This window comes from Mycobacterium decipiens, from assembly GCF_963853665.1.
Taxonomy (GTDB): domain Bacteria; phylum Actinomycetota; class Actinomycetes; order Mycobacteriales; family Mycobacteriaceae; genus Mycobacterium; species Mycobacterium decipiens.
Genome location: NZ_OY970459.1, coordinates 2013536 through 2036359, shown reverse-complemented (window position 1 = coordinate 2036359; position 22824 = coordinate 2013536). Strand labels below are relative to the sequence as shown.

At 67.1% G+C, this 22824-nt stretch carries 19 protein-coding genes; 11 read left to right on the top strand and 8 right to left on the bottom strand.

Annotated elements, in window-relative coordinates; genetic code table 11:
• Positions 1-61 precede the first annotated feature (61 nt).
• Positions 62-682 carry a hypothetical protein gene (locus AADZ55_RS09310; protein ID WP_085327359.1) on the top strand — a complete coding sequence of 207 codons (621 nt, stop codon included), beginning with the start codon at positions 62-64 and terminating at the stop codon, positions 680-682.
• Between the two features lie 352 nt (positions 683-1034).
• The gene (locus AADZ55_RS09305; RefSeq protein ID WP_085327357.1) at positions 1035-1658 is read left to right on the top strand and encodes a hypothetical protein; all 624 of its coding nucleotides are present in this window, start codon (positions 1035-1037) and stop codon (positions 1656-1658) included.
• Between the two features lie 48 nt (positions 1659-1706).
• Here AADZ55_RS09305 and AADZ55_RS09300 read toward each other — a convergent pair whose 3' ends face one another.
• Positions 1707-3071 (bottom strand): replication-associated recombination protein A, encoded by a 1365-nt coding sequence (locus tag AADZ55_RS09300; RefSeq protein WP_085327356.1) that lies wholly within the window; start codon positions 3069-3071, stop codon positions 1707-1709.
• 155 nt (positions 3072-3226) lie between these two features.
• Between AADZ55_RS09300 and AADZ55_RS09295 the strand changes: the two genes are divergently transcribed.
• From AADZ55_RS09295 to AADZ55_RS09285, 3 genes are all read left to right on the top strand, one after another.
• The gene (locus AADZ55_RS09295; protein ID WP_341286287.1) at positions 3227-4297 is read left to right on the top strand and encodes a hypothetical protein; all 1071 of its coding nucleotides are present in this window, start codon (positions 3227-3229) and stop codon (positions 4295-4297) included.
• A gap of 70 nt (positions 4298-4367) precedes the next feature.
• Positions 4368-7718, top strand: coding sequence for a DUF2126 domain-containing protein (locus AADZ55_RS09290; protein WP_085327202.1), 3351 nt, complete (start codon positions 4368-4370; stop codon positions 7716-7718).
• Positions 7718-10360, top strand: coding sequence for a circularly permuted type 2 ATP-grasp protein (locus AADZ55_RS09285; RefSeq protein ID WP_085327201.1), 2643 nt, complete (start codon positions 7718-7720; stop codon positions 10358-10360). The genes AADZ55_RS09290 and AADZ55_RS09285 overlap by 1 nt, the downstream gene beginning before the upstream one ends.
• On the opposite strand, the gene AADZ55_RS09280 is transcribed toward AADZ55_RS09285, so the two are convergent.
• Together AADZ55_RS09280 and AADZ55_RS09275 are read right to left on the bottom strand one after the other, a co-directional pair.
• Positions 10357-11382, bottom strand: a complete 1026-nt coding sequence (locus AADZ55_RS09280) for a zinc-binding metallopeptidase family protein (protein ID WP_085327200.1) — start codon at positions 11380-11382, stop codon at positions 10357-10359. The two genes, AADZ55_RS09285 and AADZ55_RS09280, sit on opposite strands and share 4 nt — an antisense overlap.
• Positions 11375-12331 carry a transglutaminase family protein gene (locus tag AADZ55_RS09275; protein WP_085327199.1) on the bottom strand — a complete coding sequence of 319 codons (957 nt, stop codon included), beginning with the start codon at positions 12329-12331 and terminating at the stop codon, positions 11375-11377. Before AADZ55_RS09275 ends, AADZ55_RS09280 begins: the two co-directional genes overlap by 8 nt.
• A gap of 84 nt (positions 12332-12415) precedes the next feature.
• Between AADZ55_RS09275 and AADZ55_RS09270 the strand changes: the two genes are divergently transcribed.
• Entirely contained in the window at positions 12416-12805 is a 390-nt protein-coding gene (locus tag AADZ55_RS09270) for an MmcQ/YjbR family DNA-binding protein (protein ID WP_085327198.1), read from the top strand.
• On the opposite strand, the gene AADZ55_RS09265 is transcribed toward AADZ55_RS09270, so the two are convergent.
• The 3 genes from AADZ55_RS09265 to aspS all read right to left on the bottom strand — a co-directional run bounded on the left by AADZ55_RS09265 (position 12797) and on the right by aspS (position 16149).
• Positions 12797-13864 carry an FUSC family protein gene (locus AADZ55_RS09265; RefSeq protein ID WP_085327208.1) on the bottom strand — a complete coding sequence of 356 codons (1068 nt, stop codon included), beginning with the start codon at positions 13862-13864 and terminating at the stop codon, positions 12797-12799. The genes AADZ55_RS09270 and AADZ55_RS09265 overlap by 9 nt on opposite strands.
• A gap of 78 nt (positions 13865-13942) precedes the next feature.
• Positions 13943-14377 carry a nitroreductase family deazaflavin-dependent oxidoreductase gene (locus tag AADZ55_RS09260; RefSeq protein ID WP_085327197.1) on the bottom strand — a complete coding sequence of 145 codons (435 nt, stop codon included), beginning with the start codon at positions 14375-14377 and terminating at the stop codon, positions 13943-13945.
• Positions 14374-16149 carry an aspartate--tRNA ligase gene (aspS, locus tag AADZ55_RS09255; RefSeq protein WP_085327196.1) on the bottom strand — a complete coding sequence of 592 codons (1776 nt, stop codon included), beginning with the start codon at positions 16147-16149 and terminating at the stop codon, positions 14374-14376. The genes AADZ55_RS09260 and aspS overlap by 4 nt, the downstream gene beginning before the upstream one ends.
• Before the next feature lie 60 nt (positions 16150-16209).
• On the opposite strand from aspS, the gene AADZ55_RS09250 reads away from it, so the two are divergent.
• Genes AADZ55_RS09250 through ypfJ form a run of 3 tightly spaced genes read left to right on the top strand, consistent with a single transcriptional unit; the run spans position 16210 to position 18557 of the window.
• Entirely contained in the window at positions 16210-17103 is an 894-nt protein-coding gene (locus AADZ55_RS09250; RefSeq protein WP_207569163.1) for an oxidoreductase, read from the top strand.
• Positions 17104-17127: 24 nt separating this feature from the next.
• Positions 17128-17631: an SRPBCC family protein gene (locus AADZ55_RS09245; RefSeq protein WP_085327194.1), complete on the top strand. Its 504-nt coding sequence runs from the start codon at positions 17128-17130 to the stop codon at positions 17629-17631.
• 44 nt (positions 17632-17675) lie between these two features.
• A complete protein-coding gene (gene ypfJ / locus AADZ55_RS09240) occupies positions 17676-18557 on the top strand; it encodes a KPN_02809 family neutral zinc metallopeptidase (protein WP_085327193.1) in 882 nt (293 codons plus the stop codon).
• A gap of 117 nt (positions 18558-18674) precedes the next feature.
• On the opposite strand, the gene AADZ55_RS09235 is transcribed toward ypfJ, so the two are convergent.
• Complete coding sequence (locus tag AADZ55_RS09235) at positions 18675-19178, bottom strand: hypothetical protein (protein ID WP_119185083.1); 504 nt, start codon at positions 19176-19178, stop codon at positions 18675-18677.
• A gap of 11 nt (positions 19179-19189) precedes the next feature.
• Between AADZ55_RS09235 and AADZ55_RS09230 the strand changes: the two genes are divergently transcribed.
• Together AADZ55_RS09230 and AADZ55_RS09225 are read left to right on the top strand one after the other, a co-directional pair.
• On the top strand, positions 19190-20035 hold the full coding sequence (locus AADZ55_RS09230) for a patatin-like phospholipase family protein (protein WP_165759450.1): 846 nt from the start codon (positions 19190-19192) through the stop codon (positions 20033-20035).
• 61 nt (positions 20036-20096) lie between these two features.
• Complete coding sequence (locus AADZ55_RS09225; RefSeq protein ID WP_085327206.1) at positions 20097-21674, top strand: purple acid phosphatase family protein; 1578 nt, start codon at positions 20097-20099, stop codon at positions 21672-21674.
• Position 21675: 1 nt separating this feature from the next.
• Here AADZ55_RS09225 and AADZ55_RS09220 read toward each other — a convergent pair whose 3' ends face one another.
• On the bottom strand, positions 21676-22704 hold the full coding sequence (locus AADZ55_RS09220) for an Rv2578c family radical SAM protein (protein WP_085327191.1): 1029 nt from the start codon (positions 22702-22704) through the stop codon (positions 21676-21678).
• Between the last annotated feature and the right edge of the window lie 120 nt (positions 22705-22824).

Sequence of the window (22824 nt, the reverse complement as noted above, 5' to 3'; positions counted from 1 at the left end):
TCGGTGGGACCGGTGGCGCCACCGGGGCGCCGCCCCTTACCAAAGGAAAGAGGGGTGGATCGTGTACGCACGCTCTACCACTGTGCAGGCGCAACCCTCGTCCATCGACGCCGGAATTGCGCATGTTCGCGATGAGGTTATGCCCGCGCTTCAGGATATAGATGGATGTATTGGCGTATCCCTGCTAGTCGACCGGCAGTCTGGCCGGTGCATCGCTACCACCGCTTGGGAGACCGAGGACGCCAGGCGCGCCAGCGTGGAACGGATAACGCCGATCCGTGATCGGGCAGCGGAGATGTTCGGGGGCACGGCAAACGTCGAAGAGTGGGAGATCGCGGCAATGCATCGCGACCACCGCTCGGCCGGAGGTGCGTGTGTGCTGGCGACCTGGGTCAAGGTGCCGCCGGATGAAGTTGACCAAGGCATCGAGTACTACAGGTCGTCCGTGCTGCCCCAGCTCGAGGGCCTCGACGGGTTCTGCAGTGCCAGCCTGATGGTCGACCGCGCATCCGGACGAGCTGTCTCCTCCACGACGTTCGACAGCCTTGACGCGATGGAACGCAGCAGAGACCAGATAACCGCCCTCAAAGCCACGTCCATGCCGGAGGCGAATGCCGAGGAACTCGACGAATGCCAATTCGAGCTGGCGCTCGCCCACCTGAGAGTGCCCGAGCTGGTCTGATCGAGATTGCGGCGGCAGTAGCGGCCGACCGTCGGGCCCTGCGCTCACTCCCCGGAGTCGGCGCCGACACCCAGCAAACAGCAGGTCACCGACCAACAACCGGGTTGCCGTCGGCGCGCGCAAATACCACCACTTGCTGATCGACTGCCTGCGCCGCGACATCGACGGGGATCGTGCCCGCCGCGACCGCCGAAACGGCACCGGCAGCTATCAACCGACGCCGGCTGCGGTTGCACACCCACCCCAGGACAAGCCCCGGACAAGCATTGCCACGCCCAATCGGTTGGAGGAAGGTAATGGGTGGGACCGGTGGCGCCACCGGGGCGCTGCCCCGACACGGGAGGGGTCGATCGTGTACGCACGCTCAACCACCATCGAGGCGCAACCTTTGTCGGTCGACATTGGCATTGCGCATGTTCGCGATGTCGTCATGCCCGCCTTGCGAGAGATCCACGGGTGTGTCGGAGTGTCGCTGCTAGTCGACCGCCAGTCCGGCAGATGCATCGCGACCAGCTCCTGGGACACCCTTGAGGCGATGCGGGCCAGCGCCGGGCAGGTGGCGCCCATTCGCGACCGCGCCGCGCTGATGTTCTCCGGTAGCGCAAAAGTCGAGGAATGGGACATCGCCTTGATGCACCGCGACCACCGGTCGCATGAAGGGGCGTGCGTGCGCGCCACCTGGCTCAAAGTGGTGCCGGATCAGGTCGAGCGGTCGCTGGAGTTCTACCGGACGCACGTGCTGCCCGAGCTGGAGAATCTCGACGGCTTCTGCAGCGCCAGCCTGATGGTGGACCACCCCGCATGCCGGCGCGCGGTGTCGTGTTCCACGTTCGACAGCATGGACGCCATGGCCCGAAACCGTGACCGGGCGACCGAACTGCGCAGTAGGCGGGTCCGGGATTTGGGCGCCGAGGTGCTCGACGTGGCCGAATTCGAACTGGCGATCGCCCACCTGCGGGTGCCCGAGCTGGCCTAGATGTACTGACCTGAGAGGTTAGGTACGCGGCTAGGCCCGCGCTCGGTGTCATGGGCGTTCCCGTTTCCTGCGGATGATCGCCCGCAACCGATCCAGCCGGCCAGCGATATCGCGTTCGCCGCCGCGACCGGTGGGCCGGTAGTAGTCCACGTCCACCAGCTCATCGGGCGGATACTGTTGGGCCACAACGCCATCCGGGTCGTCGTGGGAGTACTTGTAGCCCTGCGCGTTGCCCAGCGCTGCGGCACCGGAGTAGTGCCCGTCGCGCAGATGAGCCGGCACCAGACCGGCCTTGCCGGCCCTGATGTCGTCCATCGCCGCGGCCAGGGCGGTAGTGACGGCGTTCGACTTCGGCGCGGTGGCGAGGTGGACGGTGGCATGGGCCAGTGTCAACTGAGCCTCGGGCATGCCGATCAGCGCCACCGTCTGCGCGGCGGCGACCGCCACCTGCAGCGCGGTCGGGTCGGCCAGGCCGATGTCCTCGCTGGCCAGGATCATCAGGCGGCGCGCGATGAAGCGGGGGTCCTCCCCGGCGACCAGCATGCGGGCCAGATAATGCAGCGCGGCGTCGACATCGGAACCACGCACCGACTTGATGAAGGCACTGACGACGTCATAGTGCTGGTCACCGTCACGGTCGTAGCGGACTGCGGCCTTGTCCAGGGACTGCGCGATGGTCTGCACGCTGACCAGCTCGCTGGCCGCTTGGGCGGCCTCGGCCGCTACTTCCAGCGCGGTCAGGGCGCGCCGGGCGTCGCCGGCCGCCAGTTGCACCAGCAGGTCGACGGCCTCGGGCCCTACCGCAACTTTCCCGCCGAGACCGCGGGGGTCATCGATCGCGCGTTGCACCACCGTGCGGATGTCGTCGGCCGTCAGTGGCCGCAGCTGCAGGATCAGCGATCGCGACAGCAGCGGGGCCACCACCGAAAACGACGGGTTCTCGGTGGTCGCCGCCACCAGCAGCACCACCCGGTTCTCCACCGCCGACAGCAGGGCGTCTTGCTGGGTCTTGGAAAACCGATGCACCTCGTCGATGAACAGCACCGTCTGCTCGCCGTTCAGGAGTGCCCGCCGGGCCACCTCGATAACCGCGCGCACTTCCTTGACACCGGCCGACAACGCCGACAGGGCCTCGAACCGACGGCCGGTCGCCTGCGAGATCAGCGCCGCCAGCGTGGTCTTGCCGCTCCCCGGGGGGCCATAGAGGATGGCGGAGGCCACCCCGGAGCCTTCGACCAGGCGGCGCAACGGCGAACCGGGTGCCAGCAAGTGGTCCTGGCCGACTACTTCGTCCAGCGATGCGGGACGCATCCGCACCGCCAACGGTGCCCCCGCCGACACGCCCAGGCCATGGTCGGACGTCATCGGCGCGCCGGGCAGGTCAAACAGACCGTCGGACACGGCTTCAGACATACCATGCCCACCCGACAAGGTCCGACACGCATGTTCGCCGAAGACGCCCCGCGCACAATCCGCGCGCCTTCAGCACATATTTGCTAAGTTCCGGTTGGCTAAGTTCCGCGCGCGTACCACCGATAAGAGCGAACTACGAAGCGATTAGGACAGCGATGAGCCAGCCACCAGAACATCCAGGCAATCCAGCCGACCCCCAGGGTTCTCCCGGCTACCCGCCGCCTCCCGGTCCTAGCACGCCTCCCCCGCCCCCCGGTTACGGCACGCCGCCCCCACCACCGGGTTACGGCACGCCGCCGCCACCGCCCGGCTATGGACCACCACCCGGCGGCTACGCGCCCCCGGGCTACACCGCACCACCGCCGCCCCCCGGCTATGGCCCGCCACCGGGCCCACCGCCCGGTTACCCGCCCCCGCCCGGTTACCCGCCCCCACCCGGTTACCCGCCCCCACCCGGCTTCGGCGGTCAGCAAACGTCGGGTTTCAACGTGGGCGACGCGATCAGTTGGTCATGGAACAGGTTCACGCAGAACGCCGTAACGCTCATCGTCCCGGTGCTGGCATACGCCGTGGTGCTGGCCGCGCTCATCGGCGCGATGATAGGGCTCGTTATCGTCCTGTCGGACCATACGACCACCTCCTACACCGACGCCTACGGCGTCTCTGGCGAATCGGTGAACATATCGATGACCCCGGCTGCGGGCATCGTGATGTTTTTCGGCTACATCGCCCTGTTCGTCGTGGCGCTCTACATGCAAGCCGGAATTCTGACGGGCTGCCTTGACATCGCCGACGGAAAACCGGTGACCATCGGATCGTTCTTCAAGCCGCGCAATCTGGGCTTGGTGCTCGTCACCGGACTGCTGATCGTCGTTCTCACCTTCATCGGCGCCCTGTTGTGCGTCATCCCCGGCCTAATCTTTGGCTTCGTCGCACAGTTCGCCATCGCCTTTGCCGTCGACCGATCCACGTCGCCGATCGACTCCGTGAAGGCCAGTATCGCGACGGTCAGGTCCAACATCGGTGGCAGTGTGCTGTCGTGGCTCGCGCAATACGCGGCGGTACTCGTCGGCGAATTGCTGTGCTTGGTCGGCATGCTGGTCGGCGTTCCGGTCGCCGCACTCATTCACGTTTACACCTACCGGAAGCTGTCGGGCGGCCAAGTCGTTGCGGCAACCCAGCCGGCCGCCCCGATCGGCATGCCGCCGGGCCCCCAGGTGGCATAACCCCGACCTGATTCCGTGTTGGTGCCACATGCGCTGCGGCGTTCTGGGTGGTGTGATCTGATCAGCAGCTATGAGCATCAAAGTTGCGCTGGAGCACCGCACCAGCTACACCTTTGACCGGCTAGTCCAGGTGTACCCGCACATCGTGCGGCTGCGCCCGGCGCCCCACTCTCGCACACCCATCGAGGCCTATTCGCTGCGCATCGAGCCCGGCGAACACTTCATCAACTGGCAACAAGACGCACTGGGCAACTTCCTTGCGCGGCTGGTCTTTCCGAATCCCACGCGCCAGCTGACCATCACCGTCGGGCTCATCGCCGACCTCAAGGTGATCAACCCATTCGACTTCTTTATCGAGGACTGGGCCGAGACATGGCCCGGCGCCGGGATGGCCTACCCCAAAGCGCTAGCCGATGACCTCAAACCGTACCTGCGGCCGGTCGATGAAGACGGCGACGGTTCTGGCCCCGGCGAGCTCACCCAGGCCTGGGTGCGCAACTTCTCGGTGCCCGATGGCACCCGCACCATCGACTTCCTGGTCGCACTCAACCGCGCGATCAACGCCGACGTCGGTTACAGCTTGCGCATGGAGCCCGGCGTCCAGACGCCGGATTTCACCTTGCGCACCGGCGTCGGCTCGTGCCGGGATTCGGCGTGGCTGCTCGTTTCGATCCTGCGTCAGTTCGGGCTGGCCGCCCGGTTTGTGTCCGGCTACCTGGTGCAGCTGGCATCCGACATCGAGGCGCTGGACGGGCCGTCGGGCCCCGCCGCCGACTTCACCGACCTGCACGCGTGGGCCGAGGCATACATCCCCGGTGCCGGCTGGATCGGGCTGGACCCGACGTCGGGACTGTTGGCCGGCGAGGGCCACATTCCGCTGGCGGCCACGCCGCACCCCGCGAGCGCGGCACCCATCAGCGGCGGCACCGACGTTTGCGCCACCGTGCTCGAGTTCTCCAACACCGTCACCCGCGTCCACGAGGACCCGCGTGTCACGTTGCCCTACACCGACGAGTCGTGGAAGACCATATGTGCGGTCGGTCAGCACGTCGATGAGCGGCTGGCCGCCGCCGACGTCCGGCTGACCGTCGGAGGCGAGCCGACGTTCGTGTCGGTGGACAACCAGGTCGATGAAGAGTGGACGACGGCGGCTGACGGCCCGCACAAGCGCCAACGGGCGTCGGATCTGGCCGCCCGGCTGAAGGCGGCGTGGGCCCCGCAGGGACTTATCCACCGCGGGCAGGGCAGGTGGTATCCGGGAGAGCCGTTGCCGCGCTGGCAGATTGCGCTGTACTGGCGTACCGACGGGCGAGGACTCTGGACCAACGACGCGTTGCTGGCCGACCCCTGGACGGGTGCGGCCGCGCAGGCCGTCGATAACGACGCCGCCCACCGGGTGCTCGCCGGCATAGCCGACGGTTTCGGACTGCCGCTCGCGCAGGTGCGACCCGCCTACGACGACCCGCTAAGCCGGCTGGCGGCCGCCGTGCGAATGCCTTCCGGCGACCCGGTGGAATCCGACGACGACCTCGCCCCCGACACGGTCTCCGACACTGCTGCCGGCCGCGCCGCGCTGCTGGCGCGCCTCGACGAGTCCGTCACCTCCCCCGCGGCGTTCGTGCTGCCGCTGCACCGTCGTGACGACGGCCTGGGCTGGGCCAGCGCGAACTGGCGGCTGCGCCGGGGTCGCATCGTGCTACGCGAAGGGGATTCGCCGGCGGGCCTGCGGCTGCCGCTGGATGCGATCAGCTGGCGCCCACCCCGGGCAACGTTCGACGCCGACCCGGTGACGCAACGAGGCGAATTGCCGGCGGAGCCCGACCCCGCAGCCGACATTGACGCGGTGCTGGAGGATCCCGAGACGGCGCCGACGACCGCGTTGGTAGCCGAGGTCCGGGATGGGCTGTTGCATATCTTCTTGCCGCCCACCGAGGCGCTCGAACACTTCATCGACCTCATTGCCCGAGTCGAAGCCGCGGCGACGAAGGCCAACTGCCCGGTGGTGATCGAGGGCTACGGCCCGCCACCGGACCCGCGGCTGAAGTCCACGACAATCACCCCCGACCCCGGTGTCATCGAGGTCAACATCGCGCCCACCGCCTCATTCGCCGAACAACGGCAGCAGCTGGAAACCCTCTATCAGCAGGCTCGGTTGGCGCGGCTGTCAACAGAGGCGTTCGATGTCGACGGCAGTCACGGCGGCACCGGTGGCGGCAACCACATCACGCTCGGCGGTGTCACACCCGCGGACTCACCGCTGCTGCGCCGGCCCGACCTGCTGGTCTCGCTGCTGACCTACTGGCAGCGGCACCCGGCGCTGTCCTACCTGTTCGCCGGGCGATTCATCGGCACCACATCACAGGCACCCAGGGTGGACGAGGGCCGCGCCGAGGCGCTGTACGAACTCGAGATCGCGTTTGCCGAGATCCTCCGGCTGTCTCCGGCTGCCGGGGGCGGCCGGCCGCAACCGTGGGTGACCGACCGTGCGCTGCGGCACCTGCTCACCGACATCACCGGCAATACCCATCGCGCCGAATTCTGCATCGACAAGCTCTACAGCCCCGACAGCGCCCGGGGCAGACTCGGCCTGCTGGAACTGCGCGGCTTCGAGATGCCGCCGCACCTGCACATGGCGATGGTGCAGTCGCTGCTGGTGCGCTCGCTGGTGGCGTGGTTCTGGGACCAACCGCTGCGCGCCCCGCTGATCCGCCACGGCGCCAACCTGCACGGCCGATACCTATTGCCGCACTTCTTGATCCATGACATTGCCGACGTCGCCGCCGACCTGCGCGCGCACGGCATCGCCTTCGAGACCAGCTGGCTGGACCCCTTCACCGAATTCCGCTTCCCGCGCATCGGCACCGCCGTCTTCGACGGCGTGGAGATCGAGCTGCGCGGGGCCATCGAGCCATGGAACACCCTTGGTGAGGAGGCCACCGGGACGGGCACCGCCCGCTATGTCGACTCGTCGGTCGAGCGCATCCAGGTCCGCATCATCGGTGCCGACCGCCACCGCTACGTGGTGACCTGCAACGGCTACCCGATGCCGTTGCTGGCCACCGACAACCCCGACATCCACGTGGGTGGTGTGCGGTTCAAGGCGTGGCAGCCGCCCAGCGCGCTACACCCGACCATCACGGTCGACAGCCCGCTGCGGTTCGAGCTCATCGACGTGGCCACCGGTACGTCGTGCGGCGGCTGCACCTACCATGTCGCCCATCCCGGTGGACGCGCCTACGACGAGCCACCGGTCAACGCGGTGGAGGCGGAGGCGCGCCGCGCTCGACGCTTCGAGGCGACCGGTTTCACCCCGGGCAAGCTAGACCTGTCCGACATGCGGGAGAAACAGGCCAGGATACTCACCGATATCGGCGCGCCGGGCATCCTGGACCTACGACGCGTGCGTACCGTTCAGCAGTAATGGCACCCTCAGCTTCTGCCGCTACCGGTCGCTACGACGTCGACCGCCTGCTCGCCGGCTATCGCACCGCGCGGGCTCAGGAAGCGTTGTTCGACCTGCGTGATGGTCCGGGCATCGGCTATGACGAATTCGTCGACGAAGACGGCAACGTGCGGGAGGCCTGGATCGAGCTGGCCGACGCGGTGGCCGAGCGGGGCAGGGCCGGGCTGGACCGGCTGCGCTCGGTAGTGCACAGCCTGATCGATCACGACGGCATCACCTACACCGCGGTCGATTCGCACCGGGACACGCCGGCCGGCGGCCACGGTCTCGAGCCCGGGCCGTGGCGGCTGGACCCGTTGCCGCTCGTGGTTTCCGCGGCCGATTGGGAGGTGCTCGAGGCCGGCCTGGTGCAGCGGTCGCGTCTGCTCGATGCCGTCCTCGCGGACCTGTACGGGCCCCGAAGCATGCTCACCGAGGGCGTCCTGCCGCCGGAAATGCTGTTCGCCCATCCCGGTTACGTGCGTGCCGCGAACGGAATCGAGATGCCCGGGCGGCACAAGCTTTTCATGCACGCCTGTGACGTCAGCCGGCTGTCCGACGGCACCTTTCAGGTCAACGGCGACTGGACGCAGGCGCCCTCGGGTGCCGGCTATGCGATGGCCGACCGACGTGTCGTCGCGCACGCCGTTCCCGATCTGTACGAGGAGATCGCGCCGCGACCCACTACACCGTTCGCGCAGGCGCTCCGGCTGGCACTGATTGACGCGGCACCCGACGTCGCCCAAGACCCGGTGGTGGTGGTGCTCAGCCCGGGCATCTATTCGGAAACCGCGTTCGACCAGGCGTACCTCGCGACGCTGCTGGGTTTCCCGCTGGTGGAAAGCGCGGATCTGGTGGTGCGCGACGGCAAGCTGTGGATGCGCTCACTGGGCACGCTGAAACGCGTTGACGTCGTTCTTCGCCGCGTCGATGCGCACTACGCGGACCCACTGGATCTACGCGCCGATTCCAGGCTCGGCGTGGTCGGTTTGGTGGAAGCACAGCACCGCGGAACGGTGACCGTCGTCAACACGCTGGGCAGCGGCATCCTGGAGAACCCGGGGCTGTTGCGCTTCCTGCCCGAGCTATCCGAGCGCCTGCTCGACGAAGCCCCGCTGCTACACAGCGCGCCGGTCTACTGGGGCGGCATCGGCAGCGAACGCTCACACTTGCTCGCGAATCTCTCGTCACTGTTGATAAAGCCCGTTGTCGGCGGGGAAACCCTTGTCGGACCGACACTTTCGTCTGTACAACTGGCGGAACTGGCCATGCGCATCGAGACGATGCCGTGGCAGTGGGTGGGTCAGGAGCTGCCGCAGTTCTCGTCGGCGCCGACCGATCATGCCGGAGTGTTGTCGTCCGCCGGGGTCGGCATGCGGTTGTTCACGGTCGCGCAACGCAGCGGCTACGCGCCGATGATCGGCGGCCTCGGCTACGTACTGGCGCCCGGGCCCGCCGCGCATACGCTGAAAACCGTTGCAGCAAAAGATGTCTGGGTGCGCCCGATGGAGCGTGCGCATGCCGAGGCGATAACTTTGCCGGTGTTGGTGCCGCCGGCGAAAACGGGAGCGGGCACCTGGGCGGTCAGCTCACCGCGCGTGCTGTCCGACCTGTTCTGGATGGGCCGCTACGGTGAACGCGCGGAGAACATGGCCCGGCTGCTGATCGTGACCCGCGAGCGCTACCACGTCTACCGGCACCAGCAGGACACCGAAGAAAGCGAGTGCGTGCCGGTGCTGATGGCCGCGCTGAGCCGGATCACCGGCAACGCCACCGTGGCGGGAACCGACCGGGCCGAGATGATCGCCGTCGCCCCGTCGACGCTGTGGTCGTTGACCGTGGATTCGAACCGGCCGGGTTCTCTGGTTCAGTCGGTGGAGGGGCTGGCGCTGGCCGCCAGGGCGGTGCGCGACCAGCTGTCCAGCGACACCTGGATGGTGCTGGCCAACGTGGAGCGCGCAGTGGCACACAGGTCTGACCCGCCGCAGTCGCTGGCAGAGGCGGACGCCGTGCTCGCCGATGCCCAGGCGCAGACGTTAGCCGGCATGCTGACGCTGTCCGGAGTGGCCAGCGAGTCGATGGTGCACGACGTGGGCTGGACGATGATGGACATCGGCAAGCGCATCGAACGCGGTCTGTGGCTGACCGCGTTGCTGCAGGCCACGCTCACCGCCGTGCGTAACCCCGCCGCCGAGCAGGCCATCATCGAGGCAACCGTGGTGGCGTGCGAATCGTCGGTTATCTACCGACGCCGCACCGCGGGCAAATTCAGTGTTGCCGCCGTGACCGAGCTGATGTTGTTTGACGCCCAGAATCCGCGGTCGTTGGTTTACCAGCTGGAACGGCTGCGCGCCGACCTGAGAGACCTGCCCGGCTCGTCGGGGTCGTCTCGTCCGGAGCGGATGGTGGACGAGATGAACACCCAGCTGCGCCGCTCGCACCCAGAAGAGCTGGAAGGGGTCTCCGCCGACCGGGTCCGTGCCGAGTTGGCGGACCTGTTGACGGGGATACACGTCGCGCTACGCGAGGTGGCCGAGGTCCTCACCACCACCCAGTTGGCGTTGCCCGGCGGCATGCAGCCACTATGGGGGCCCGACGAACGGCGGGTGATGCCCGCCTAGACCGTGTCGACGGCGGCGGGCTGGGTCGAATCCGCGGTCACCTCGTCGATAACGGTGTGGATGAATTGCATCTTCTCCAGGACCGCGGTCGGCAGCACGAAGGGATACAGGTCGTCGTGGCCCATCGAACGGTTGACCATGTTCAGCGACCACGACAGCGGCAGCCACGTCTCGATGATGGTGGGAAACGCGCTGGGGCCCAGCGACCGCCGGTCGAAGGTTGCCGACGCCGGTGCCAGACCGCACCAGGCCGCGGTGTCCAGGGTGTCGCGGATGTGCAGGTAGTGAGCGAACGTCTCGGCCCAATCCTCGGCGGCATGCATCGTCGCGTACGACGACACGAAGCTTTCCTGCCAACCTTCCGGCGGGCCATCGCGGTAGTGCCGATCCAGCGCCTCGGAGTAGTCGGCGTCGGGATCGCCGAATAGCTCGTTGAACCGCGACTGGTAGTCGCTGGACCGGCCGATCAACCGGTAGTAGTAGTAGTGCCCGACCTCGTGCCGGAAATGCCCGAGCAGGGTGCGGTACGGCTCGTCCATCTCAACCCGCAGCTGCTCCCGGTGGACGTCGTCGCCTTCGGCGAGATCCAGTGTGATGACGCCGTTCTCGTGCCCGGTGACCACATTCTCGTGCGCACTCGATAGCAGCCGGAATGCCAACCCGTACTCGGGATCCTGGTCACGTCCGACGATCGGCAGCTTCAGCTCGTACAGCTCGGCGATCAGCCGTCGCTTGGCGCCTTCGGCTAGGGCGAACTCCGCCAACCCGGAGGTGTTGGTATCGCTGGGCCGTTCGGCGGTCAGCACACACGACCCGCAGAGTCCGCGGGGCCGATCACTGGGCACCAGCCAGTTGCATTCGGCGAGGTGGAGATTGGCGCAGAGTTGAAAGTCGGCGTCGTCGGCGATCACCAGCAGCGCCATCTGGGCGAGCGAAAACCCCAACGCGCTGCCGCACGAAAGGCAGGTGGAGTTCTCGAACGTCAGGCGCTGGCCGCAGTTGGGACAGTGGAAGTCACGCATACAGCGCGTCCCCTTCGAACGGCACGACATCCACGGAAACGTCGATCACGCTGTTCTCGGAGTTGGTGTAAATGATGCCGCGGAGCGGCGGCACGTCCGCGTAGTCGCGGCCGCGTCCCACGACGATGTAGCGCTGATCGACCATCTGGTCATTCGTGGGATCAAGCCCCAGCCACTCGAATTGACCGGGCGGCTGCGGAGTCCACACCGAGGCCCAGGCGTGCGTCGCGTCGATACCGATCATCCGATCCTTTCCCGGCGGCGGGTCGGTGACCAGATATCCGGACACGTAGCAGGCGGCCAACCCGTTGGCGCGCAGACAGGCGATCGCCAGCCTGGCGAAGTCCTGGCAGACCCCTTCCCGGGCCAGCAGAACCTCGTTCACTCCGGTGGAAATCGTCGTAGACCCCGAGCGGTAGGTGAAGTCGGTGTAGATCCGCGACGCGAGATCGCGCAGCACCTCGACCAATGGGCGTTCGGGCACGAAGCTAGGGGCCGCGTACTCGCGCACTTCATCGGTGATCTCCGGCGGGTTCAAGTCCAGGGTGAACTCGGCGGCAAGCGATCCGGTCAGACCGGCCGGCCGGGCGGCCTCCCACGGTCCCAGCGCCGGCCCGCTGGTGTAGAGCCCGGGCACCTGCAGGGACACGTCGACGATGGAGTCGCTGGTAATCGTCAGGGTGTGGTGCGGCTCGGTGACATGGAAATACGAGCTGATGTTGCCGTATCCGTCGCGACTGGTGGACCGGTCGGAGGGGGCCGGGTCGATGATCAGCCGGTGCGCGACGCAACGCTGCCGCAGTGAATTCCGCGGCGTGAGAAACCCGCGGCCGTAGGAGCTGGTCACCACGTCGGAGTAGCGGTATTCGGTGCGATGCGTTACTCGATAGCGGTGAGTGTCCGGGGATGGCAACGGCCCACCTCCTGACAACGAGCTACCTTCTGACAACTAGCTACCCTCCTGCCTCGACATCCGCCTCGATCGTCCACCAATGTGGCACCAAGCGCACCATAGCCGGAGCACAATTAAAGCGTGGCCACCTGGAACGACGTCGCTCGCATCGTGGATGGGCTGCCGCTCATCACGCAGCGGACACCGCACGACTGGCGGGTCGGCAAGAAGCTGATGGCGTGGGAGCGGCCGCTGCGCAAGTCCGACCGCCAAGCTCTGGCTAGGGCGGGATCGGAGCCGCCGTCCGGCGACATCCTCGGCGTGCGGGTGTCCGACGAGGGGGTCAAGTTCGCGTTGATCGCCGAGGAGCCGGACGTGTACTTCACCACCCCGCATTTCGACGGCTATCCGGCGGTGCTGGTCAGGCTGGCCGAGATCGAGGTCCGCGACCTCGAGGAGTTGGTCACCGAGGCCTGGCTGACGCAGGCGCCGAAGCGGCTGGTCCAGGAGTTTCTGGCCAATTCACCCTGATTTGCCCGACGGGCCGCGACGTTCGATTACCCGCTGAAGGTCGTCCACGCACGCTTGGACGACGTCGGCGCGCACCACCTCGTCCCGGTCGCGGGCGGCGGCCTGAAGCGCGGACCCGCTGCGGCGGGCGGCGGCGGTGTGTGCGGTCGCTGCCGCGGGATCCGCGTCGGCGAGGCCGGTTCCCGCCGCCAGGTCGGCGAGCGCGGCGTGCACGGCCTCTGGGGGCTCGTCGCTACCGGGCCCGGTAATGGTGCGGGCCAGATGCAACACGGAGCTGACCAGCAGGCCCAAGTACGCGGCCTGCTGATCGATGTCGCCGATGATGCCCCGCACCCCCCATCGGCGGGGTGCCCGCCGCGCCACCAGGGCAGCGCTGGCGCGAACCTCGATGAGCCCGCCGAGGTGCTGATGCAGTCGGTCAACGACCGCCATCGGCCAGTCGGGAGGGGTATTGCGGGGATCGGTTACCAGGTTTGCCAGCTCGGAGAGGGTGTCGTGCACGGCGGCCAACACGTCGGCACGCGCGCTGCAGATCATCACCACCGGGTCGGCAGGGAAGAGCAGAATGCTGAACACCAGCGCCAGACCGCCACCGATCAACGCGTCGAAGAGGCGTTCGGCGACCACCCCGCCGGTGGACGCGAAGACCAAGACCAGCACCGCGGAGACGGCGGTCTGGTTGATGAACATCAAGCTCTGGGCGATGAAACCGCGGGCGCACAGCACCGCAACCGAGAGCGCAATGAACACCGCCACACCCATGGCGATCGGTCCGGAACCGAGCAGGCCGTGCACACCGGCGCCCAGCACGATCCCCAGCGCCACCCCGACGATCATTTGTGCGGCGCGTCGCGCGCGCAGCACGTTGGTCGCCGACATGCACACGACAGCCGAAATCGGCGCGAAGAAGGGCTGTGGATGGTCGAGCACGTCGTGGGTGAGGTACCACGCGAGACCGGCGGCGAGCGATGTCTGGGTGATCGGCCACAACACGGCGAGCAACCGTTGGACGGTCGCGAGGCTACCGTAGGCCGTCCTGGCCAGCAGCGAAGTGCTCATGACGCCCATTTACTCAAACGCGAGAACCTCATCGCTACCGCGCTGGCGCGCCCGGTTGTGCCGCAGACTGCTGAGCAGTTAGGCGCGGTGCAGTTCGAACAATGGAATCACCCGGTTGGTCTTCGCCTGATAGTCGGCGTATCCGGGTGCGGCGGCGGTGACCTTCGGAAAGATCTCGTCGCGCTCCGCGGTCGGTAACTCACGCGCGGTGACGTCGAACGCGTCGGTACCGGCCTCGACGTGTGCCCGCGGATTGGCCCGGAGATTACCCACCCAGGCCGGGTCGCGGTCGGAGCCGGCGAAGGATCCGACGATGATTATCCTGCCGTCGATGCGCAGGTAGGCCAGCGGCGCCACCCGCGGTTGGCCGGACTTGGCGCCGGTCGTGGTGAGCAGCAGCAGATCGGCATTGGCGAACTGGCCCCCGACCAAGCCATCGTTGGCTCGAAATTCGTCGATGATGGCGTCGTTGAACGCCTTGATCGTTTCGCGGTCCGGCATCTGTTGGGTCATGCCTGCTCAACCTGTTTGGGCTTGGCGTCTATTCCGGACTCCTTGCGCTGCTGGGCGGTGATCGGCGCCGGTGCGTCGGTGAGCGGGTCGACGCCGCCACCGGTCTTCGGGAACGCGATCACCTCGCGGATCGAGTCCATCCCGGCCAGCAGTGCGGTGGTCCGGTCCCAGCCGAACGCGATGCCGCCGTGCGGCGGTGCGCCGAACATGAACGCCTCCAACAGGAAACCGAATTTCTCTTCCGCCTCCGCCTTGTCCAAGCCCATCACCGCGAACACCCGTTCCTGGATGTCGCGCCGGTGGATACGAACGGAGCCGCCGCCGATCTCGTGGCCGTTGCAGACAATGTCGTAGGCGTCGGCCAGCACGCTGCCGGTATCGGATTCGATGCGCTCCTCCCACTCCGGTTTTGGCGCGGTGAAGGCGTGGTGCACCGCTGTCCACGCCCCCGAACCCACCGCGACGTCACCGGCGGCGGTCGCCTCGTCGGCCGGCTCGAACAGCGGCGGGTCGACCACCCAGACGAATGCCCACGCGTCCGGGTCGATCAGGCCCAGGCGGCCAGCGATCTCGATCCGGGCCGCACCCAGCAGGGCCCGCGACGATTTCACCGGGCCGGCCGAGAAGAAGATGCAGTCGCCGGGTTTGGCCCAGACATGCGCGGCCAGGCCGCCGCGCTCGGCCTCGGACAGGTTCTTGGCCACCGGGCCGCCCAGGGTGCCGTCTTCGCCGACCAGTACGTAGGCCAGTCCGCGGTGTCCGCGCTGCTTGGCCCAGTCCTGCCAGCCGTCCAGCGTGCGCCGCGGCTGAGCGGCCCCGCCGGGCATCACGACCGCGCCCACATACGGTGCCTGGAAGACGCGAAATGTAGTGTCGGAGAAGAACTCTGTGCATTCAACGAGCTCCAGGCCGAACCGCAAGTCGGGTTTGTCCGAACCGAATCGGCGCATGGCTTCCGCATAGCTGATCCGCGGGATCGGCGTCGGAATCCGGTAGCCGATCAGCGCCCACAACTCGGTCAAAATCTCCTCGGAGATCGCGATGATGTCCTCGGCGTCGACGAAGCTCATCTCCATATCGAGCTGGGTGAATTCGGGCTGCCGGTCGGCGCGGAAGTCCTCGTCGCGGTAGCAGCGGGCGATCTGGTAGTAGCGCTCCATCCCGGCCACCATCAGCAGCTGCTTGAACAGCTGCGGGCTTTGCGGCAGGGCATAGAACGAACCGGGATGCAGCCGGGCCGGCACCAGGAAGTCGCGCGCCCCCTCCGGCGTCGAGCGGGTGATCGTCGGCGTTTCGATCTCGACGAAATCGTGACGCGCCAGCACCGCTCGTGCGGCGGCATTCACCTTGGAACGCAATCGAATTGCCGCGCCGGGGGCGTCGCGGCGCAGGTCGAGGTAACGGTACTTCAACCGCAACTCCTCACCCGCTGGTTCGTCCAGCTGAAACGGCAGCGGCGCGGATTCGCCCAGCACCCTCAGCGACGTGGCGTTGACCTCAATGTCGCCGGTGGCGATCTCCGGGTTGGCGTTGCCAACCGGGCGGGCCTCGACGACGCCGGTCACCGCGATGCAGAACTCGGCGCGCAGCCGGTGCGCCTGTGCCAGCACGTCGGAGGCCCGGAACACCACCTGGGCAATGCCGGAAGCGTCGCGCAGGTCGATGAAGATGACCCCGCCATGGTCGCGGCGGCGGGCCACCCAACCGGCCAACGCCACCCGCTGCCCGGCGTCGCGATCCCGTAGCGAACCAGCGGCGTGGTTGCGCAGCACAAAAACTTCCCTTCACCAGGTTTGACCGACTGCTCAGTCTAAAGGGGTAGTTTCGAGGTCATCTCAACCACCATCGCGCTAGTCGGACCCGGTGCCGTCGGGACCACGGTCGCCGCGCTGTTACACAAGGCCGGGTATTCGCCGCTGCTGTGCGGCCACACTCCGCGTGCCGGGATCGAGCTTCGGCCCGACGGCGCCGACCCCATCGTGGTGCCCGGTCCGGTGCACACCGATCCTGGGCAGAACATCGATTGGGGCCCGGTCGATGTGCTGATCCTGGCGGTCAAGGCCACCCAGAACGAGGCCGCGGGTGGCTGGCTGGCGCGCCTGTGCGACGAACACACCGTGGTAGTCGTCCTGCAGAACGGTGTGGAACAGGTCGAGCAGGTGCAGCCCTACTGTCCGTCCTCGGCCGTGGTCCCCGGGATCGTTTGGTTTTCCGCCGAGACCCAGCCTGCCGGGTGGGTGCGGTTGCGCGGTGAGGCCGCACTGGTGGTCCCAACCGGGCCCGCGGCGGAGCAGTTCGCCGACCTGCTGCGCGGCGCCGGCGCCAGGGTGGATTGCGACCCCGACTTCACCACCGCGGCCTGGCGCAAACTGCTGGTCAACGCGCTGGCCGGTTTCATGGCTCTGTCCGGACGGCGGTCCGCAATGTTTCGCCGCGACGACGTGGCGGCGCTCTCGCGCCGCTATGTCGCCGAATGCCTGGCGGTGGCGCGCGCCGAGGGCGCCCAGCTGGCTGACGACGTCGTCAGCCAGCTGGTCGACCTCTTCCGCTCCGCGCCGGACGACATGAGCACCTCGATGCTGGCCGACCGGGAAAGCCGCCGGCGGCTGGAATGGGACATTCGCAACGCGGTGATCGTCCGCAAGGCACGCGCCCACGGCCTGGCGACGCCGATCAGCGACGTGGTGGTGCCGTTGCTCGCCGCGACCAGCGACGGGCCAGGGTAGGCGGTGTGGCTAAGGTCTAGGTTTATGTTCCCGTGCGAGCGCGTGGACCTGAGCTTCATCGAGACCGCGCCCTACCTGTTCCGCAATACCGTCGACCTCGCCATCACGCCCGAGCAGCTGTTCGAGGTGCTTGCCGACGCCGAGTCCTGGCCGCGCTGGGCCACGGTGATCACCAAGGTGACCTGGACCAGTCCCCAACCGCGCGGTGTCGGTACCACCCGCATCGTCGAGATGCGCGGGGGCATCGTCGGCGACGAGGAGTTCCTTTCGTGGGAACCGTTTACCCACATGGCATTTCGGTTCAATGAGTGCTCAACGCGAGCCGTCGCCGCGTTCGCCGAAGACTACCGAGTCGAGGTCATCCCCGGTGGTTGCCGGCTGACCTGGACCATGGCGCAAAAGCCCGCCGGCGCGGCGCGATTGGCGATGTTGGTGTTTCGGCCCCTGCTGAACCTGGCCCTGCGCCGGTTTCTGACCAATCTGCGCAGGTATACCGATGCCCGGTTCGCCGCTGCACAGCAGGGTTAGGCTGGATCGGCCCGGGTTGCCCGGTCAGATTTCGGGAGGGTGCGATGACCTTCAACGAGGGTATGCAAATCGACACCAGCACCACGTCGACGTCGGGTGGCGGTGGCGGCCGGGGCTTGGCCATCGGCGGCGGTCTCGGCGGGTTGTTGGTGGTGGTGGTCGCGTTGCTGCTGGGTGTGGATCCCGGTGGCGTGGTGAGCCAGCAACCGGTCGACATCCGCGACGACGTAGCGCCGGGCTTCGACCTGAGCCAGTGCCGAACCGGGGCCGACGCCAACAGGTTCGTGCAGTGCCGGGTGGTGGCCACCGGTAACTCTGTGGACGCGGTATGGAAGCAGCTGCTGTCCGGCTACACCCGCCCCCGTATGCGGCTGTTCAGCGGCCAGGTGGGCACCGGATGCGGACCGGCCAGCAGCGACGTCGGGCCGTTCTACTGCCCGGTGGACAAGACGGCCTACTTCGACACCGACTTCTTCCAGGTGCTGGTCACCCAATTCGGTTCCAGCGGTGGCCCATTCGCGGAAGAGTATGTGGTGGCCCATGAATACGGCCATCACGTGCAGAACCTGATGGGGGTGCTCGGCCGTGCCCAGCAGGGTGCCCAAGGCGCGGCGGGCAGCGGCGTACGCACGGAGTTGCAGGCCGACTGCTATGCCGGGGTGTGGGCACACTACGCGTCCACCGTCAAGCAGGAAAGCACCGGTGTGCCTTACCTGGAGCCGTTGAGCGACAAGGATATTCAAGACGCCCTTTCGGCGGCGGCGTCGGTGGGTGACGATCGCATTCAGCGGCAGACGACCGGACGCACCAACCCCGAGACCTGGACCCACGGTTCGGCGGCGCAACGGCAGAAGTGGTTCACCGTCGGGTATCAAACTGGCGACCCGAACATCTGCGACACCTTCTCCACCGCCGACCTGGGGTAGTCCCTCGTCAGCAGCTCCAGCGATGATCTGCGTCTTCACCACCCGATCACGGTAGGGACCGCCGACATCAGCAGCGGTTTGATTCGTGCCGTCGAGGCTGGACAGGTCGGGCTTGCGCTACCAGGGGCGTGTCGCGCATTGCACGCCGCTGCCGCCGCTCTGCGACACCACCACCCGGCCGTCCACCGCGATCTCGCAGTGGAACTCCGGATTGACCCGCAGCCCACCACTGGCGGTGACGATCGCCCACTGGTTGGGGTCAGCCAGCGTGGTCGTGTAGACCAGCGGCTGCCCACCGGTGATCGGGGTGTGCACGGTGATCATGTACTTCGACGAATCGGCATTGAAGGCCGCCATGCTAGGCGGATCGGTGTTCATGTACCGAATGTTGGCGGTCAAGTCACTGGTGGTCGTGACGGTGTAGGTCACTTGATGCCCGGCTGGATCCGCGTGTGCGATCACCGGCGTAGCCCCGCCCAGGGCCGCTCCCACAAACGTCGCTACCGCGACCACGTTCGTCGCCATTCGCACGTTCGGCATATCGAAAACGCTACCGGATTCGTTACCGACAAACCGATCGAGATGTCTGCCGAATGCGCAGCCTAGCCGGCAAATTTCCATACTATGCAGGTGTGCCTACAGCATTCGTGTTGTCCGGCGGCGCAAGCCTCGGCGCAATCCAGGTGGGGATGCTGCTTGCGTTGGCCGACGAAGGGGCCATGCCCGACCTGATCGTCGGCACGTCCGTCGGCGCGGTCAACGGCGGGTGGATCGCGGCGCGGCCGGACACCGCCGGAATTCGCGGACTGGCCGACCTGTGGATGTCACTGTCACGCAAAGACATATTCCCCGCCCATCCGATCGCCGGGACCCTGGGCATGCTTGGTCGCCGATCGCACCTGGTACCCAACGGTGGTTTGCGGCGACTTCTGGCCGACAAACTGGAATTCACCCGACTCGAGGATGCGCCGATCCCACTGCACGTAGTGGCTACCGACGTGGTCTCGGGCACCGACGTTCTACTCTCCTCGGGTGACGCCGTCGACGCGATCGCGGCCAGCACTGCCATCCCGGGCGTATTCCCGCCGGTGAACGTCAACGGGCGCTACCTGATGGACGGCGGTGTGGTGAACAACACCCCGGTGTCCCATGCCGTCGCGCTAGGCGCCGACCGAGTCTGGGTGTTGCCGACCGGCTACTCCTGCGACCTGCCCGCCGCACCAAAGACGGCGGTCAACATGGTTCTGCACGCGATGACCGTCGCCCTCAACCATCGCCTCGCGGTCGACGTGGAGCGCTTCGAGCCAACGGTCGATCTGCGCGTCATCCGACCGCTGTGTCCGGTCGCCGTTTCCGGAGCGGATTTCTCGCATGCGGCAACCCTCATCGAGCGTTCACAGGAGGCCACCCGGGAATGGCTGGCATCACGACCGCCGCACTACGGGCAGGCTGGATTGCTTGAGCCACACCGCCATTAGGCAGCATGTTTACCGACCCGTAATCCCGCCCGGGTATCAAGCGTGGGTGAGCGACGATCCGATGCAACCCGTCGACGAGCATTCGCTCCCGGCAGGTGTCAGCCGCCGCAGGCTCCTGACGACGGGGGCGGCCTCGGCTGTCCTCGGTATCGGAATGGGCGCGGGCGGGGCCGCACTACTGTCGTCGCGCCGCCGCGGTCCGACCGTCTGGAATCGGCCCGATCGGAGCGGCGCGGCGCCGGTGGGCGGTCTGCATCTGCAGTTCGGCAAGAACGCCAGCACTGAGGTGGTGGTGTCATGGCACACGACGCAGGCCGTCGGAAATCCGCGCGTCATGCTGGGCGCTCCGGCGTCCGGCTTCGGCCGCACCGTGGTGGCCGAGACCCGGACGTACCGAGACGCGAATTCCAACACCGAGGTTCGGGTGAACCACGCCCACCTGACGAATCTGCTCCCCGACACCGACTACGTGTACGCCGCGGTACACGACGGCACGGACCCGGAACTCGGGACGATAAGAACCGCGCCATCGGGGCGGAAGCCGCTGCTCTTTACGAGTTTCGGTGACCAGTCCACGCCCGCGCTGGGCAGGCCGGCCGACGGGACGTACGTCAGCGACAACATCGGGTCACCCTTCGCCGGCGATATCACGACCGCGATCGAGCGTATTGCCCCGCTGTTCAACCTGATCAACGGCGACCTGTGCTACGCCAACCTGGCACGAGACCGAATTCGCACCTGGTCGGATTGGTTTGACAACAACACCCGCTCGGCGCGTTACCGGCCCTGGATGCCGGCGGCGGGCAATCACGAAAACGAATTGGGTAACGGGCCAATCGGTTACGGCGCCTATCAGACCTACTTTGCGGTGCCCGATTCGGGATCCAGTCCACAGCTGCGCGGACTGTGGTACTCGTTCACCGCTGGCTCGGTGCGGGTGATCAGCCTGCACAACGATGACGTGTGCTACCAGGACGCCGGCAACTCCTACGTACGCGGCTACTCCGGCGGCGAACAAAAGCGTTGGCTGCAAGCCGAACTCGCCGATGCCCGGCACGACCCAGCAGTCGACTGGGTGGTCATTTGCATGCATCAAACGGCGATTTCCACCGCCGATGAGAACAACGGTGCCGACCTCGGAATCCGGCAAGAATGGCTGCCACTGTTCGACCAGTACGAGGTCGACCTAGTGGTGTGCGGTCATGAACACCACTACGAGCGGTCACACCCGCTGCGCGGAGCACTGGGTACCGATACCCGAACGCCGGCACCGGTGGACACCCGCGCCGACCTCATCGATGCAACCCAGGGAACGGTACACCTGGTCATCGGTGGTGGCGGCACATCCAGGCCGACCAACGGGTTCCTTTTCCCGACCCCTCGGTGCCAGGTGATAACCGGAGTTGGCGCGTTCGATCCCGCGATCCGGCGCAAGCCGTCGATACACGTGTTGGAGGATGCCCCGTGGTCGGCGTTTCGCGACCGCGACAATCCTTACGGCTTCGTGGCTTTCGATGTCGACCCGGGTCGACCAGGTGGCAACACATCGATCAAGGCGACGTACTACGCGGTGACCGGGCCGTACGGCGCGGTCAGTGTGGTGGACCGGTTCACCCTGACCAAACCGCGCGGCGGATAGCTCAGAACAATGTCGGCTGTGCCGATTCCGGCACTATCGTCGCTTCGGTCACCGGCGGGGACCGACGGCGATCACCGCCCAGCCGATACTTGCTGATCAGCGGGGCCGCCCGTGCCCGCAGCATCTCGCGGTAATTCGGCGGTAGATATGCCCCGCGCCGATACAACTCGCGATACCGGCCGAGCAGTTCGGGATGCGCGCGGGCCAACCAGGACATGAACCAGCCGCGCGTCGAACCCCGCAGATGCAGCCCGAAGACCGTCACTGCGGTAGCACCGGCGGCGGCGATCTGGCCGAGCAGCCGGTCGAGGTGCTCGGTCGAGTCGGTGAGGTGTGGCAAGACCGGCGCGACCATCACGTGACAATCCAGGCCGGCGTCGCGGATGGCGGTGATGAGTTCCAGCCGCGCCCGCGGTGTCGGCGTGCCGGGTTCGACATCGCGGTGCAGCTCCGGGTCGGCCACCGCCAACGACACCGCCACCGCCACGGGCACCTGTTGGGCCGCGTGGGCGATCAGGGGCAGGTCGCGCCGCAGCAAGGTGCCCTTGGTCAGGATGGACAGCGGCGTGCCCGATCCGGCGAGGGCGCCGATGATGCCCGGCATCAGTGCGTAGCGGCCTTCCGCGCGTTGGTAGGGGTCGGTATTGGTGCCCAGTGCGACGGTCTCGCGTCGCCACGAGGCCCGGTGTAGCTCGCGGTGCAGGACGGCGGCGACGTTCGTCTTCACCACCACCTGGGTGTCGAAGTCGGTGCCGCAGTTGAAGTCCAGGTATTCGTGGGTGGGGCGCGCGAAACAATAGCGACAGGCATGCGAACAGCCGCGGTACCCGTTGACGGTGTAGCGAAAGGGCAATGCGGCCGCGTTGGGCACCTTGTTCAGCGCGGACTTGCACAGCACCTCGTGAAAGGTAATTCCCTCGAAATGCGGAACCCGCACACTTCGCACCAGGCCGATCCGCTGCAGCCCCGGTAGCGCCCCGTCGTCGACGGGCGTCCCGTTGACCGCGACGACCTGGCATGCCCAGCGCATGAATCGTATTCGAACACTAGTTCGAAGTGAAGTCAAGGGTCGCGACGCGGGCGATCGTGCGGCCCAGGCCCAAAGGTTTCGTTACGCCGGCCCGTCGGCCCCGGGCTGACCGAGAATCTG

Excerpts from the sequence above, each read along its gene's own strand:
- AADZ55_RS09300 (WP_085327356.1), bottom strand. The coding sequence starts at position 3,071 with ATGTCTGAAGCCGTGTCCGACGGTCTGTTTGACCTGCCCGGCGCGCCG.
- AADZ55_RS09235 (WP_119185083.1), bottom strand. The coding sequence starts at position 19,178 with ATGGAAATTTGCCGGCTAGGCTGCGCATTCGGCAGACATCTCGATCGG.
- AADZ55_RS09260 (WP_085327197.1), bottom strand. The coding sequence starts at position 14,377 with ATGACCCAACAGATGCCGGACCGCGAAACGATCAAGGCGTTCAACGAC.
- AADZ55_RS09220 (WP_085327191.1), bottom strand. The coding sequence starts at position 22,704 with ATGCGCTGGGCATGCCAGGTCGTCGCGGTCAACGGGACGCCCGTCGAC.
- AADZ55_RS09290 (WP_085327202.1), top strand. The coding sequence starts at position 4,368 with ATGAGCATCAAAGTTGCGCTGGAGCACCGCACCAGCTACACCTTTGAC.
- ypfJ (WP_085327193.1), top strand. The coding sequence starts at position 17,676 with ATGACCTTCAACGAGGGTATGCAAATCGACACCAGCACCACGTCGACG.
- AADZ55_RS09265 (WP_085327208.1), bottom strand. The coding sequence starts at position 13,864 with ATGAGCACTTCGCTGCTGGCCAGGACGGCCTACGGTAGCCTCGCGACC.
- AADZ55_RS09295 (WP_341286287.1), top strand. The coding sequence starts at position 3,227 with ATGAGCCAGCCACCAGAACATCCAGGCAATCCAGCCGACCCCCAGGGT.
- AADZ55_RS09285 (WP_085327201.1), top strand. The coding sequence starts at position 7,718 with ATGGCACCCTCAGCTTCTGCCGCTACCGGTCGCTACGACGTCGACCGC.
- AADZ55_RS09280 (WP_085327200.1), bottom strand. The coding sequence starts at position 11,382 with ATGCGTGACTTCCACTGTCCCAACTGCGGCCAGCGCCTGACGTTCGAG.
- AADZ55_RS09225 (WP_085327206.1), top strand. The coding sequence starts at position 20,097 with ATGCAACCCGTCGACGAGCATTCGCTCCCGGCAGGTGTCAGCCGCCGC.
- AADZ55_RS09245 (WP_085327194.1), top strand. The coding sequence starts at position 17,128 with ATGTTCCCGTGCGAGCGCGTGGACCTGAGCTTCATCGAGACCGCGCCC.